The sequence below is a fragment of the Ruegeria sp. AP12 genome (assembly GCF_056540025.1).
On record NZ_JBQFVZ010000004.1, the window covers coordinates 118,281 to 132,848 of the forward strand.

Annotated in this window: 14 protein-coding genes; 4 read left to right on the forward strand and 10 right to left on the reverse strand. The window is 60.0% G+C overall.

The annotated features are described in order from the left end of the window. Positions 1-2: 2 nt before the first annotated feature. Entirely contained in the window at positions 3-626 is a 624-nt protein-coding gene (locus ACR0E6_RS13235; protein WP_480584169.1) for a cupin domain-containing protein, read from the reverse strand. Positions 627-685: 59 nt separating this feature from the next. Here ACR0E6_RS13235 and ACR0E6_RS13240 point away from each other — a divergent pair, with 59 nt between their 5' ends. Continuing rightward, complete coding sequence (locus tag ACR0E6_RS13240) at positions 686-1,867, forward strand: aromatic ring-hydroxylating oxygenase subunit alpha (RefSeq protein WP_480584170.1); 1,182 nt, start codon at positions 686-688, stop codon at positions 1,865-1,867. Between the two features lie 37 nt (positions 1,868-1,904). Here the strand turns inward: ACR0E6_RS13240 and ACR0E6_RS13245 are convergent, their stop codons facing one another. From ACR0E6_RS13245 to ACR0E6_RS13255, 3 genes are all read right to left on the reverse strand, one after another. Continuing rightward, positions 1,905-2,909 carry a carbohydrate kinase family protein gene (locus tag ACR0E6_RS13245; protein ID WP_480584172.1) on the reverse strand — a complete coding sequence of 335 codons (1,005 nt, stop codon included), beginning with the start codon at positions 2,907-2,909 and terminating at the stop codon, positions 1,905-1,907. Positions 2,910-3,018: 109 nt separating this feature from the next. Further along, entirely contained in the window at positions 3,019-4,110 is a 1,092-nt protein-coding gene (locus ACR0E6_RS13250) for an aminomethyl transferase family protein (RefSeq protein WP_480584174.1), read from the reverse strand. 12 nt (positions 4,111-4,122) lie between these two features. Then, positions 4,123-5,628 (reverse strand): trimethylamine methyltransferase family protein, encoded by a 1,506-nt coding sequence (locus ACR0E6_RS13255; protein WP_480584176.1) that lies wholly within the window; start codon positions 5,626-5,628, stop codon positions 4,123-4,125. Between the two features lie 151 nt (positions 5,629-5,779). Between ACR0E6_RS13255 and ACR0E6_RS13260 the strand changes: the two genes are divergently transcribed. Continuing rightward, positions 5,780-6,652 (forward strand): LysR substrate-binding domain-containing protein, encoded by an 873-nt coding sequence (locus ACR0E6_RS13260; protein ID WP_170622558.1) that lies wholly within the window; start codon positions 5,780-5,782, stop codon positions 6,650-6,652. A 123-nt stretch (positions 6,653-6,775) separates the two neighbouring features. Here ACR0E6_RS13260 and ACR0E6_RS13265 read toward each other — a convergent pair whose 3' ends face one another. From ACR0E6_RS13265 to ACR0E6_RS13290, 6 genes are all read right to left on the reverse strand, one after another. Next, entirely contained in the window at positions 6,776-8,446 is a 1,671-nt protein-coding gene (locus ACR0E6_RS13265) for a BCCT family transporter (protein ID WP_480584179.1), read from the reverse strand. An 84-nt stretch (positions 8,447-8,530) separates the two neighbouring features. Beyond that, positions 8,531-8,842 (reverse strand): non-heme iron oxygenase ferredoxin subunit, encoded by a 312-nt coding sequence (locus ACR0E6_RS13270; protein WP_480584181.1) that lies wholly within the window; start codon positions 8,840-8,842, stop codon positions 8,531-8,533. Positions 8,843-8,846: 4 nt separating this feature from the next. Continuing rightward, the gene (locus tag ACR0E6_RS13275; RefSeq protein WP_480584183.1) at positions 8,847-10,148 is read right to left on the reverse strand and encodes a M24 family metallopeptidase; all 1,302 of its coding nucleotides are present in this window, start codon (positions 10,146-10,148) and stop codon (positions 8,847-8,849) included. After that, on the reverse strand, positions 10,145-10,993 hold the full coding sequence (locus ACR0E6_RS13280) for a 3-methyl-2-oxobutanoate hydroxymethyltransferase (RefSeq protein ID WP_170622555.1): 849 nt from the start codon (positions 10,991-10,993) through the stop codon (positions 10,145-10,147). Before ACR0E6_RS13280 ends, ACR0E6_RS13275 begins: the two co-directional genes overlap by 4 nt. Further along, positions 10,994-12,022, reverse strand: coding sequence for a fatty acid desaturase (locus tag ACR0E6_RS13285; RefSeq protein WP_480584185.1), 1,029 nt, complete (start codon positions 12,020-12,022; stop codon positions 10,994-10,996). Positions 12,023-12,026: 4 nt separating this feature from the next. After that, complete coding sequence (locus ACR0E6_RS13290) at positions 12,027-12,782, reverse strand: class II aldolase and adducin N-terminal domain-containing protein (RefSeq protein WP_480584187.1); 756 nt, start codon at positions 12,780-12,782, stop codon at positions 12,027-12,029. Between the two features lie 106 nt (positions 12,783-12,888). On the opposite strand from ACR0E6_RS13290, the gene ACR0E6_RS13295 reads away from it, so the two are divergent. Together ACR0E6_RS13295 and ACR0E6_RS13300 are read left to right on the forward strand one after the other, a co-directional pair. Continuing rightward, positions 12,889-13,770, forward strand: coding sequence for a LysR family transcriptional regulator (locus tag ACR0E6_RS13295; RefSeq protein ID WP_480584189.1), 882 nt, complete (start codon positions 12,889-12,891; stop codon positions 13,768-13,770). Between the two features lie 89 nt (positions 13,771-13,859). Next, complete coding sequence (locus tag ACR0E6_RS13300) at positions 13,860-14,507, forward strand: GntR family transcriptional regulator (protein WP_170622551.1); 648 nt, start codon at positions 13,860-13,862, stop codon at positions 14,505-14,507. Positions 14,508-14,568 lie beyond the last annotated feature (61 nt).

Genomic DNA, 14,568 nt, shown 5'->3' on the forward strand with positions numbered 1-14,568 from the left:
GCCTATCTTTTCAGTGTGACCGGCGTGTTGGCCCAGACGACCTGGGCCTCGACCTTGCCGGGATTGCGATACCTGTGTGGAATGTCGGCGGAAAAGCTGAAACTGTCGCCGGTTTTCAGGTGAAACACCTGATCGTCCAGCGTCAGTTCGATCTCGCCTCGCAGAACCATCCCGGCCTCTTCGCCTTCGTGGGTATAAAGGTCATCGCCGGTACTGCCGCCGGGTTCGTAGGTGGAAATGCCCATCGCGAGTTGCCGGTCCAGACTGGCCGACAAAAGATGGTCTGCGAACCCCATGTAATCCGTGCCCGACAGGCCCGAGTAAGTCAGCTTTCGCCGCCGGTCAGCGCGCACGATATAGGGGCGTTCCTCGGCGGGGGTGGGCATGTCGGTTTCGAAAAACCAGCCCACCGGAACGCCAAGCGCCTCGGCAATTTCCTGCAGCGCAGTAACCGAAGGGCGGGCCAGACCGCGTTCAATCTTGGACAGGAAGGACACCGATCGCCCCGACACCTCGGCCAGATCGTTCAACGTCATCTTCTGCGCCTTGCGCAATGCGCGCAGGTCTTCGCCCAGTTTGCCAAGCGAGTCTCGAGAACTTGTTTGATGATTTTTCTTGACGTTCATGAAAATTTACCGTGCATAATTTTCCTAGGCCCGCAAGAATTTTCTGAATGGAGCAGCAGATGGACGGACAATTCCCGGACACGCCAGTTTTGCAAAAGGTCAAGGAGTTGCTTGGCCCCGAAGGCTTTGCCCAGACCTTTGCCCCGATCGAAGAGGCCAGCGGGCTGCCCAATGCCGCCTATTGGTCTGACGATTGGCTGGCGCTTGAGAAAGAGCACTGTTTTCGCCGGTCCTGGGTGTTTGCGGGTGCGGCGGCCGAATTGCCCGAACCCGGCGACATGAAACCGCTGGAAATCGGAGGTGCCCCGCTGATCATTCTGCGCGATCAGGATGGGGAAATTCGGACGCTGCACAATGTCTGCCGCCATCGCGGGCTGAAACTGGTGACGGAACCTTGTAAAAGGTCAACCCTGACCTGCCCCTATCACGCATGGGTTTACGGGCTGAACGGCAAGCTGCGGGCGCGGCCGCATTTCAGCGGACCTGACGTGACCGACCGGTTCAAGGATGGTGGCGGCGACAAGCTGGATCTGGTGCCGGTGCGGTCCGAGGTCTGGAACGGTTGCATCTTCGTCAACGTCTCGGGCGATGCTGAACCGCTGCAGGAGTGGCTGGCACCGATGCTTGAACGGACGCCGGGATATGATTTCACGTCGATCCGCTGGGCCGGCAAGATCGATTTTGAGGTCGAGGCCAACTGGAAGCTGGTCTATGAAAACTACATGGAGGGCTATCACGTCTTTTCGGTACATCCCAAGCTGCTGAAATTCGCGCCCATGAACGTGCGCTGGTCCGGCGAATGGGACCGGCATGTGTTCTATAACGACTATATCTTCCCGGAACTGGGCGAAGGCCGAGGCGACCGCCTGCCCCATTATCCCGGCCTGTCGGAACAGGATGCCAAACGGGGCCTCTGGTTCCTGTGCTTCCCGCATTTCGCTGCCGAAGTCTTCCCCGATCAATTCACCGTGCTGGTCAGCTATCCGATTGCCCCGAACAAAACCCGCGAAGAGCTGCATGTCTTTCTGATCGGCGATGCCGCCACCTCGGACGACCATGCCGAAGCGCGGGCCGAACTGATGCAGATGTGGGACGATCTGAACCGCGAAGATCTGGGTATGCTGGAACTGTTGCAACAGGGCCGCCTGTCGCCGGCTTATGACGGAGGACGCCTCAGCCCGCATTGGGAAGGACCAACCCATGATTTCGGCCGCCGGGTGGTCGAGCGGATTTTGACCTGAGCCGCCGTCGCTGCCGGGCAAAACGCAATTGTCGCCCTTATGGCGGCTTTGTCGGTGCAACAAGATCGGTCAGACCTTCGGTTGCCGTATAGCCTGACAGGCACGCCACCGCCGCGCGCATCCCGAACCTGAGGCTGCTTTGAATGGGCCAATCCTCGTGCAGACCGTGAATGACACCGGCGGCAAAGGCATCCCCCGCGCCGACCGGGCTGATGATCTGGCTCACAGGGATGGGGTCCGGTTCAATCGAATACTCTGCGTCATTGCCACACCAAACGACCTGCTCCGGAGAATGCAGAACAACGGCCTTTTTCACACCGCCCGCCTTCAAAGCGCGGGCAGCCTGCATCATTGCATCGGCGGAACCGGCCACAGCCACTCCGGTCGCGTGCTCGGCCTCTTGTTCATTGGCAAACAGAACATCAATCGCGGGCAGCGTGGCTTCGACCACATCCCTGAACCTGTCCGACTTGAACGACACGAGGTCAACGCAGGTTTGAATGCCCTTTGCCCGAGCCTTTGACAAAACCTGCGCCGCAACGGTTTCGCCCCCGGGCAAAATGACGTCCAACTGATCAAGCAAGGTCAGGTAGCCAAGATACAGCAGCTTGACGCCAGACTCTGACAGATGCTCGATATTGATCGAGGATGCATCCAGATGGCTGTTGGTTCCCGGATAGTGAAAGAAGGTCCGACTGTCGCCCGGAACGTTCATCACGTGGGTCTGGGACGTGGCCGCTTGCGCCGTCCGCTGCAACCCGTCCAATGGCAACCCTGCCTCTTTGCACAGGCGCAGGACTTCGTCTCCCAACGCTCCGGCGCCTATGAGACCGATTGGCCAAATCGGGTAAGACACCTTCATCGCCTTCAAGCCCAACGCGACATTTGCCGGACCGCCTCCAAGGCCCACATGCTGCGTTTCAATGCGCGCAAGGTCCGATTTCTCGGGCCAATGCGAAATTGTGTGAACCGTGTCCAGGATCCAGTTGCCCGCACAGGCAACGCCTTGTCTTTCAACCTTCTTTTGGACGTGTTTGGGCATGAAAACCACCTGATGGAACCGGGTTCTGACGGCAACATTACCCGATCTTTGCCCAGATCATGCCTTTCAAGTGGCTTCTATCGCCTGATGCCATTGTTGGGTGGCGGTTCTAACCATGGGTTCGGGTCTTGTCGGGATCATAGACCGGGCTGGACACCAGCAAGGCCGATTTCTTCAAACCGTCGCCCGTCACTTCGAGTTTGGTGCCAATCGCAAGGCCCGGCCTGACATGCGCCAACGCAAGTGATTTTCCCATACGATGCGAGAAACACGGGCTGTTGATTACACCCACATCCTCGCCGTTCAGAAACAGTGTTTCACCGCCCGCAACCATGTCCGGGTGGTCGATATCGAGGCAAACATTGCAGACCTTTTCGTTCCCCCTGGCCGCCAACACGGCCGCCTTGCCCCGAAAGTCGCCCTTGGTTGTGCTGATCGTAAACCCCAACCCAACTTCCCAAGGCGTGTTTTCTTCGGTCATGTCGTAGCCGTAAAACAGCAGACCGGCTTCGATCCGAACCTTGTCCAGCGCAGTGAAGGAACAGGGCATCACGCCTGCATCGACCAGTTTGTCCCAGATGTCCCCAATCACTGCGCCATCCGCAAAAACCTCGTACCCGCGTTCGCCGGAATATCCGGTGCGCGAGATCCGGCAGGGATGGCCAAACAGATTTGCGATGGCGTGTTCGAAATAGGCCAGCCCGGTCAGGTCAATATCCGTATGGGCGTTCAGAATCTCCAGCGCGGCCGGACCCTGCACCGACAGGTCATGCAGATCGTCGGCAAACTCGACCTCGACGTCGCGCCCTTTGGCCGACGCCGCAAGCAAGGCCATCGTGTCGCCCGAGCCATGCACGATCATCCATTCGTCCCGGCCATTGTTCGACACGATCGCGTCGTCTGCGATCCCGCCCTGATCGGTCAGCACGCACAGATAGGCTGCCTTGCCCGGTGCAAGTTTGGACAAATCGCGCGTAGTCAGATGGTCCAGCGCCGCTTGCGCATCGGGGCCGCGCACAAAGACCTTTTTCAACGGCGACATGTCGAACATGCCTGCCCGTTCCCGTACCGCGTCATGTTCATCATTGGGGTCGGTGTCATAGGTCCAGGCGGTGCCCATGCCGTTCCAATCCTCCAACCCAGACCCAAGCGCCCTGTGTCGGGATGCCAGGGCAGATGTTCGGCTGAGCTCTTCGGTCATTTTCGGTCCTTTCTAGTGCCATTCATCCGGCATTGCCGCCTTGCGCTCGGAAACGAACGCCTCAAGCGCGGCGCGAATACCGGGTTTCATTTCAGGGTGTTGGTAGTCGTCCAGCATCTGCCGCCAGCGGGCCGAGGCGCGCTGATCCGCCGTCAACGCGCCGTTCTCGACCCAGGTCTCGTATGGGCCCGCATCCGCGATCTGCGGCTCGTAATTGGCCGAGGTGTAGTGGCGCAGCGTGTGACTGGTCGACAGGAAGTTTTTGCCCGGCCCGGTCTCGAAATAGGCATCGCGGCCAAATGCCTCGTCATCGGTATCAAACCCCTGCAACAGTTTCAGCATCGCGCCGCAGTGGTCGAGATCCATGATGAATTTCTCATAGGACATTACCAGCCCACCTTCGAGCCAGCCCGCTGCGTGCCAGACCTGATGCGCCCCCGACAACAGCGTCGCCCACATCGCGCCAACACTGTCCTGCATCGCCTGCCCGTCCGGTGCGTTTGAGGCCGTGATCTGACCGCCGCCGGACCGCACGGGCACGCCAAGCCTGCGGCCCAGCTGGCCAAGCGCCATTGTGGTCATGTTGGCCTCGGGCGAGCCGAAGGTCAGCGCACCGCTGCGCAGGTTCATTGTCGAGTGAAACGAGCCGAACACCACCGGGCAACCGGGCCGGACAAGCTGCGCCAGCGCAATCCCCACCATCGCCTCGGCCAAGGTCTGCGCCGCCACAGCCGCGGGGGAAAGCGGCCCCATGGCTCCGGCGAAGATCGCTGGTGAAACACAGACGCACTGGTTCGCCTCGGCATAGACGCGCAACGCGCCGGACATGGTGTGGTCGTAGATCAGCGGCGAGTTCACGTTGATATTGGCCTGCATCACCGCATGGCGATCCACCACGTCGCGCCCAAAGACCAGCCGCGCCATTTCGATACTGTCCTGGGCGCGCTCTGGTGCGGTGACCGATCCCATGAACGGTTTGGTCGAAAGGGTCAGATGCGCCAGCATCATGTCCAGATGACGCTTGTTGACCGGCACATCCGTCGGCTCGACCACTGTCCCGCCGGAATGGTGCAAAGCCTGAGAGCGATAGGCAAGCTTCACGAAGTTCCGGAAATCCTGCAGCGTGGCATAACGCCGACCGCTCGCCAGATCGCTGACGAAAGGTGAGCCATAGCCGGGCATCAGCACCACATTGTCACCGCCCAATGTGACGGTGTGCTTTGGGTCGCGGCCATGCAGCAGGAATTCTTCGGGGGCGGTGGCACACAGCGCGCGTGCATGACCCGGCTTGAACCGCACCCGCTCACCTTCCACCCGGGCACCCGCCTCGGAGAAGTAGGTCAGCGCCGTCTGGTCGCCGCGAAACTCGACCCCGATCCTGTCCAGAATCCAGTCTGCCTGATCCTCGATCCGGGCAAGCGCGGCTTCGTTCAGCAATGCGTATGGCGGAATCTTGCGTCCCTGAAACGGCTGAACCTGGGGCGGCGCGCTATGGCGCGACAGACGCCCGCGACGCATCCTGCCGCGATCGCCTGACAAACCCGATGGGTTCAACCTGCCCAACGACATCCCTCCGACCAGTAAGAACAGAACAAGCTATGCATGGCGATCAGGCTTTGAAAATCGAGTTTTTCTTTCCCATGCGTTCAAGAATTTTGTACGAAAAACTATGCGCACCCTGTTCCGTCATCACGATCTTCTCAGGCAGTTTGTCGAAATAGCCCGCTACCCAAGTTTCTCTGACGCCGCCGAGGCGCTCAACATGACCAAGGGGGCCATCAGTTATCAGATCAAAACGCTGGAAGGTGATCTGGGCATGGCCTTGTTTCGGCGCACGCCGCGCGGGGTGGTTTTGACCGGCGAAGGGCTAAAGGTCCTGGCCGCCTGTCAGACGCATTACGAGGGGATCGAGGCCGGATTGCTTGCCCTGAAGGGCACAACATCGAAAACCCTGACTGTGGGCGTTTCGACCTATTTCGCGGCACGCTGGCTGTCGCCCCGGCTGATGTCCTTCATGCAAAGCCATCAGGACGTCCAGCTGCGAATTCAACCCATGGTGCAGTTCTCGGGGCAAGAGTTGCAGGATGTCGATCTGGCCATTCGCTGGGGCAACGGAAACTGGCAGGACGGCGTGGTCACGCCTTTCATGCCCATCCGATCGTTCCCAGTTGGCAATGCGGAAGCCGCGCAACTGGTCGCTCAACTGGGCATCGGGAACGCAATCTCGCGTTTGACACTGCTGCGGGATCGCGACGACAGCAACGCCTGGTCCGAGTGGTTGACCCTGGCGGGCCTGCCCCTGCAAACCCGGCGGGACGCGCTGATCGTGCCGGACCCGAACGTGCGGGCGCAGGCTGTGATCGACGGTCAGGGCATCGCCTTGATGGATGATCTTGTCAGCGACGAACTGGGCACTGGCAGATTGGCCCGGCTGTCAGATATTGTGCTGTCCGACTACGGCTATTTCCTGTTCAGACCGCATCACGTTGTTGAGACCGAAACGGCGCGGCTGTTTTCCGATTGGTTGCAGGGTCAGACCTGAGGGGGCGTTTGCACTGGCTGGGATGAGAAGGCCATTCTCTGGCACCAAACGTTCGGACTATTGCCGCCCTTTAGCCGGGAAAAATGGGCCACCGAAACCGGCGGCCCATATCTTTATGCCGCGTTATTCGGCGGCAACTTCGTCGTTTACGGTGCTTTTCACACCTGCGGCCTGGCGTTTGCCGTCCTTGTAGATCGCCTTCAGGACCGAGATGCCCATCAGAACCATCACAAGGCTGAACGGAAGTGCTCCGATCACCATGGCCGTCTGGATCGCCGACAAGCCGCCCGCGATGATCAGACCGCCGACAACCAGCGCCATGGCAACACCCCAGAACAGGATATGCGGGCGGGCTTTCGGGCCTTCGTCACCGGCTGCGTTGATCGTGTTGATGATCAGAACGCCCGAGTCCGCCGTAGTGACCAGATAGGTCAGCAGCAGGACCATGACGACCAGGGACATGACCCAGGCCATACCCTCGCTCAGCATCACGCCCAGCATGGCGAACAGCTGATCCGCCTGACCGGCATCCAGAATGGCGCGGTTGGCGTCGCCGTTCAGTTCCAGATCAATGGCGGTGCCGCCAACCATCGAGAACCAGACAAAGCACATCAGGCCAGGGATGAACATCGCGCCAATCACGTATTCGCGCACGGTACGGCCGCGCGAAACGCGGGCAAGGAACAGGCCCACAAACGGCGCGAATGCGATCCACCACGCCCAGTAGAAGATGTTCCAGCCACCCTGCCAGCTGGCCAGCTGATCGGCCACCGAGCCTTCGACGCCATCGCTGCTCCAGACGTTGAACAAGATCCATGGCAAGTTGGTGATATAGTCGAAAATCCCGACAACCAGCGCCTGCAGACCAAAGAAGGTCGAGCCGAAGATCAGGAAGAAGGCCAACAGGAAGAAGCTGAGGCCCATGTTCAGGTTCGACAGCCACTTGATGCCTTTTCCCACACCGGACAGCGCCGACAGGGTCGAGGCGCCCATGATCACGAACAGCGAGAAGATGATCGCCGCCTTGGACACGGTGCGCGTTCCTTCGGCATCAACGGTATAAAGCCATTCGCCAAAGCCGATCCGGTACAGGCCGGACACGAACTGATCGACGCCAAAGCCCAGCGTTTGCGCCATACCCAGAATGGTTGCGACAACCGCCACAACGTCAACCAGGTGGCCCAGCGGACCGGACAGCGCCTTGCCAAAGATCGGGGTCAGACCCGACCGGATGGTCAGCGGCAGGCCGCGACGGTACGAGAAATAGCCCAGCGACAGGCCGACAACCGCGTAAGAGGCCCAAGCCGCCACGCCCCAATGGGTAAATGACCAGATATAGGCGTCACGGACGTTGCCCAGCGTTTCGCCTTCGGTCAGGCCCATGATGGTCGAGGGGTTGGATTTGAAGTGATAGATGGGCTCGGCTGTTGCAAAGGTCAGCATCCCGATACCGATCCCGGCACCGAACATCATCGAAAACCATGAGAAGTTCGAGAACTCGGGCTTGTCATCGTCCAGGCCCAGTTTCAGCCGCCCGGATGTGGGCCAGACCGCCAGCGCCAGACAGGTCAGCACGTAGAACGCCATGGCGTAGACGTACCAGTAGTTGAACGTGGACAGAATGAACGAGTTTATCCCACCAAGAAAGGCGGCAGCATTATCAGGGAAGGCCACAGCCCAGATGATAATGATGCCCACGATCAATTTGGCCGAGACGGTTACGTCCTTTGTAAACCCTCGATAAAAGCCGCTATCTGCGACCTTAATGGGCAGATCCATTAGGGGTGGTTTCATGTTTCTCCTCCTGTAGACTTAGTTTTCTTAGTTGCTGGCTGATGGACCCGCCGCATGGAAGCGACAGGTCATCAGCCGCGCGCGTCATCCGAGCTGCACAAAAACGTGACCGTTTTCGATTTTGACGGGATAGGTTTTCAGGTCTTCGGTACAGGGCGCGGACAGCGCCTTGCCGGTGCAGATGTCGAACCGTCCGCCATGCAGCGGGCACTCGATCACGCAGTCGATGACCAGACCGTCCTCAAGGTGCTGTTCTTCGTGGGTGCAGTGCCCATCGGTGGCAAAGAAGCCTTTTTCGGTGTTGTAGATCGCATAGGTCTGACCGCCGTGATCCCAGCGGATCAGGTCTTCCTCGTCGATGTCATCGGTGCTGCACGCTTCAATCCAGTTGCTCATGTGCCTAGACCTCTTTCGTCATCAGTTCTTCTTCAAAGGGATACCGCGACAGGGTTATGGGTCCGCTTTCCGTGACCAACACCATGTCTTCGAGTTTCACGCCCTCGACCCCGCCAACCTCGCCGATATAGCTTTCGACGCAGATCACCATGCCGGGCTCAAGCTCGCCGTCATAAAATTCCGGGTGATCGGGGGAATGCAGGATCACCGGCCATTCATCGGCCATACCCAGACCGTGCATCATGCAAGGGTAAGGCTGATCGCCAAAGCCCGCAGGCGGCAGGTGGCGGTTCAGCGCGATGTCGGAATAGGCCGCACCGCTTTGCACCAGCTTGGTGTTCTCCATCACCTCGGTATGGGCCATGGTATACAGGCTTTTCTGATAGTCAGACGGCCGCCCCGGCCCGCAGCGGAAGGCGCGTGAAATATCGGCGCCGTAGCTGAACGGCCCGACCATGCCGCAATCGAACACCACCAGATCACCGGCGCGGATCATGCGAGATGAGGCCTCTTGCTGCCACGGATTGGTCCGCTCGCCCGAGGCCAGCAGGCGGTAATCCAGCCATTCACCGCCTCCTTCGATCAGGGCCGACCACATATGCGCCCACAGTTCCTGCTCCATCACGCCGTTGCGCAGGTTGTCACGCATCCGGGTCATGCCATCCTCGGCCACCGCGATGGTCAGGTTCATCGCCAGAATTTCCTCGGGCGATTTGATCTTGCGGGCATGGGCCAGAACCGGGGCGACATCCGACACGATATGGCCCTTGTTGACCAAGGCCTGCTCGGCATGGAATCCGGCGCGTTCAATGGCGATTTTCCGTTTGCCTGGGCCGCAATGTTTCTGGATCAGATCATCCATCTGATCGGCCCATTTGCGTGTCCATTCGTCATGGCGCGGGCCTGCGAACATATAAGACAGCGGCAACAGATCGTCGCGGATCTCGTCAATGGTTTCCAGCGTGCTGCCGGTGTTCCGGCCCGGTTCCGAGTCGAAATACACCACCGGCCCCTCGGCGGGCATGAACAGATACCCGGCCTGAATATGCATCTGAAACAGGGTGCAGTTGCGCACGCCGGTGGCGTAGCGGATCGACAGCGGCTCGACCAGAATGATCGCATCAAGGCCTTGCGCCCTGATCTGTTCGCGCAGCCGGTTCTGGCGATACCGGCGCATCCGGGGCACGTCGATCATCCCTTCGGTATCGACGGCCTGCATCGGGGGGGTGATCCAGGCGGCTTGTTCAAGCGTCAGCGGCTGGGGCTTGGCGGCGAAGGCCTGGCTATAGTCGGTGGCGTCGTTCATTGATGGGTCGGCGTCCATTTATCGAGGGCTTCGAGGAATTTCTCTTTCTCGCCCGCATGCATTGAGATGTTGGTTTGCGGATAGGGGAAGTTGCCCGCCGTGACTTCGCGGTGGTATTCACCCAAGGCGGCCACGCGTTCTTCGTGGATCTGCTTGTGCAGACGGCCCACCTGTCCAAAGGCATAGGCGTGTTTCGGCGGCTTGTCCTCTTCGCTGGCCTCGCCACAGATATCCGCCACAAAGGAAAAGATCGCGTCGCCCGCCATGCCGGAGCCCAGCGAGAAGGTGACGACCGAGGTTTTGTCGTTCACCGCTTCCAGCACTTCCTCGGCCAGACATTCGACCTCGACCGCGAAGACGCCGACATCTTCCATGCGCTTCAGTGTGTTCCAGACCTGTATCGCCTCATCCGCTTTGCGGCCAAAGGCGCGCAGGCCGCCGCAATGGTGGCTGAAGGTGGGGATCAGGCCGATATGGCTTTGCACCGGGATGCCGTCGCTGGCCATACGCTCCATCACGTCGAAGGACCGCAGGGTATAGTACATATCCGCCCCGCGCCGCATCGCCTCATAGGCGTGGGCGACGATCTCATCATCTGATCCGAACTGCGCCCAGCTTGAGCCCGCGCCGGTGAAATGCGCCGGGGCCAGTTCGCGCACATCTTCCATCTGATCGGTGCCGACCACGAACAGGTCAATCCCCGCCTCGACACAGGCGGTGATCTGGTCCCGGTCCGCCGGGTTTGCCATCGACAGCTTTTTGCCCGACCCCTTGAGTGCCTTGAGGTCCGCAACCGTATAGTTGCGGACCGCAGGGTTACGACTGAAATCGTAGATGCGCTTCATTTACATTGTCCTTTCCGCGACACGCTCGATCGGCCCGCCGCTGGTGATCATATGAGGGGCCTGCCGGATGGAACCCGCCTTGGTCGACAGGCCCAGCGAACGGCGCAGCGTGACCACGAAGACCTCCCAATTGGTGCGCAGGAAACCGGGATCGGGTTCGGGCAGTTGGTCCTGCACCGCCTCGGCCAGCTTGGGCAGGGCGTGGAACGGCACCTGCGGATAGAGGTGATGTTCGACGTGGTTGTTCATGTTCATATACAGGAAGTTCGCCAGCCAGTGCCCCCTGAACGACCGGGTGCTGTCCAGGATCGAGGGCGAGTTTTCCTGCAATTCCACATGCTGGATCAGGGTGAACAGCAGCATGACGGGCGCGCCCATGATGCGCGGGATCACGATGAACCAGACCGGCCACCAGATGCCAACGAAGGGCGCGATTGCGATCAGCGCATAGATCGCCAGCATGATCCGCGCGTTGCGGGTCATTTTTGCGAACTCGTTCTCGGGCGTCACCATTTTCATGGTGTCGGTGTAGTGACCGATGGCCAGATGCCAGAACACCTGCATGTGAAAGCGCAGCAGGCCAAAGCCGGTGATCTCGGTCAGCCAACCGCCAAAGCCCATCGGCGTGTCGAACGGCATCTGGCTGTCTTTGCCCACATGCCATGTATGCGTGTGGTGGTTGGTGTGGGTGTAACGCCGGTGCAGCGGCTCTTCCATATACAGCAGCGATGTGACCCACAGCACGGTCTCGTTCAGCCAGCGGGTGCGGAAGGCGGTGCCATGCGCCGCTTCGTGGCTGAAGGAATAGGCGGGCACGGTCAGCACGATGCCATGCACGAACATGGCGGGCCACATCCACAGCGTCCCGAGGCTCAGCCAGACCAGCGCGCCGGTCAGGCCAAGGGCCACCGCCCATTTGGCCAGATAGATCAGGCCCGGACGATCAGACCGGGCAGCGATGGATTTCAGGGTCTTCTTGTCCAGCTTGACGCCGGAAGAAGCCGCATTCGTTGGGACGTAGTCTGGCATGATCTCAGCTCGCGTAGTCGTCGTTTTCGTGGTCCAGAATGGCTTTCAGTTCGGCCAGATGGCGTTCCGCCTGACCGGGATAGTCTTCCAGCTCCTGCGCGGTTTTCTCGGCGATCTCGTCCGACAGGACGCGCAGCGGCACATTGCATTGCAGCGCGCGGATATAGGTCTCGGCGGCGCGCTCGAAGTAATAGAGGCGGTTGAACGTGTCCGCGACGCTGTCGCCCATGACCAGAACGCCATGGTTGCCCATGATCATGACCTTTTTCTTCGGGTCCTGCAGGGCGGCGGCACAGCGCGCGCCCTCTTCGTCAAAGGCCAGCCCACCGAAATTTTCGTCGACCACATAGCGGTTGAAGAAGGTCGCGGTGTTCTGGTCGATCGGCGGCAGGGTGCTGTCGGCCAGACAGGCCAAAACGGTGGAATAGATCGAATGCACATGCATCAGGCAGCGGTGATGCGGGCAGCCGCGATGAACCGAACCATGCAGCCCCCACGCGGTCGGGTCCGGCGCGCCGGGACGGTCCAGCGTTTCGGGATCATTCGCATCCAGCAACAACAGGTCCGACGCCCGGATGCGGCTGAAATGCATCTGATTGGGGTTCATCAGGAACTGGGTTCCGTCCTCATTGACCGCCAGGGAAAAATGGTTGGCGACCGCCTCATGCATGTTCAGCCGCGCCGTCCAGCGGAACGTTGCCGCCAGATCCGCCCGTTCCGCCCAGTGTGATAGGTTTTCGCTATGCGCGGTTTGCAGCATTGGCCCTCTCCTCCTGAATTCAAAAAGAGATGCCTCAGGATGGGCTTTGGTGACAAATGATGAATCTTTGGCTATTCTATTAGAAAAATTAATGGAGTGATCGCGAATGATCGACCCGGCCTCGGGCCTTCCCCCGCTGACATGGCTGCGCGCCTTTGAAGAAAGCGCCCGTCATCTGAACTTCACCCGCGCGGCCAATGAACTTGGGCTGACGCAATCAGCGGTCAGCCAGCATGTGCGAAACCTCGAAGCTTATCTGGGCCGGGACTTGTTTATCCGCAAAACCAGAGTGTTAGAGCTGACCGAGGATGGCGCGAACTATCTGCCCAGCATCCGCGAGGCCTTTGCCCTGATCGCCAGCGGGACCCGTGCCTTTACCGGCTCTCCCAGCGGCGAGATCGTGCGCGTGCAGTGCAACATGGCGTTTTCCGTCTTCTGGCTGACCCCGCGCCTGCACCGGCTTTATGCGCGCTATCCGTGGCTTGTTCTCGATATTGTGACCCCGATCTGGGACCCCGAGCGCCACGCATCACAGGCGGCGATGGAAATCCGGTTTGGACGGCCCGAGGAAATGCTCGAGTCCGCCGAACGCTTGTCCACCGACAATTTCTTTCCGGTCTGCACACCCGGTTATCAAGGCGGAAACATCGACCTGAATACGGCGGTTCTGTTCGATTGCGCCGGAACAACCGGAACATGGGATGCCTGGAGCAAGGCCAGCAACATCCCGTTCAGCAGATCCGGAAATGTCAATCTGGCCTCGACCTACGTGATTTCGATCACGGCGGCGCTCAACAATGCCGGGATGGCAATGGCCCATGACACGTTGGTGTCCGATCTGCTGGCAAAGGGGCAGTTGGTCCGGCCTTTCGAGGCGTCGGTCAAACAGGTCGAAGGGTATTACCTGTTCCCTCCGTCCCCGCATGCGATGACCCCAGCGCGCGAGACTTTCCTGAGCTGGCTGCGCGAGGAAACCGAAAAGCCATGACTGCACGCCTTTGGACTCTGAACTGGCAGAAGAGGACGGCTTGGCATAATAAGGGCTGACCCTGATATATGAATTGATCGGAGTTTGGTGTGACAGATACGGAAAAGGCGTATGAAGCGCTGGAGGCGATGGTGGTTATCGGCCAGCTGACCCCCGGCGGCCTGTATACCGAACGCGAATTGGGCGAGATGTTGAACCTTGGGCGCACTCCGGTCCGCGAGGCGCTGCAGAAGCTGGCACATGAAGGTATGCTCGAGGTTCAGTCGCGCCGCGGCATTCAGGTTCCGCAGATCAGCGCGGGCGATCAGCTCAAACTGCTGAAGGTCCGCCGCGCGGTCGAGGCAATCTGTGTCGAATCCGCCTGTGACAACGCCTCGGACCATCAGCGCAAGGAACTGGCCGCGCTGGCCGACGACCTGCCCCGCATGGCGCAAAATGTGGAAAACCGGACCGATTTCCTGAAAACCCTGCGCACGGCGCATGAAGCACTGACGGATGCAGCCGAAAACCCCTATCTGATCCGCGCGATGCGCCCGGTTCAGGGCCTGTCGCGACGGTTTTGGTTCTTCAACGCGACCTTTGACGATTATCAGAAGGCCGCCGGTCTGCACGCCGCGATATTGCGCGCCGTCAGCTCTGGCGACCGGGCGGCAGCCTGCGCCGCATCACATGCGCTGATCGATTACCTTGAAGAATTTGCCAGGGCGACCATCGACCTGCGCCCTGCCATGGGCTGATCGCGGTACGCCTTGGTCAGCCGCCGTCCGGAATGCTTTGGCGCCAAACGACGGCCCCAAG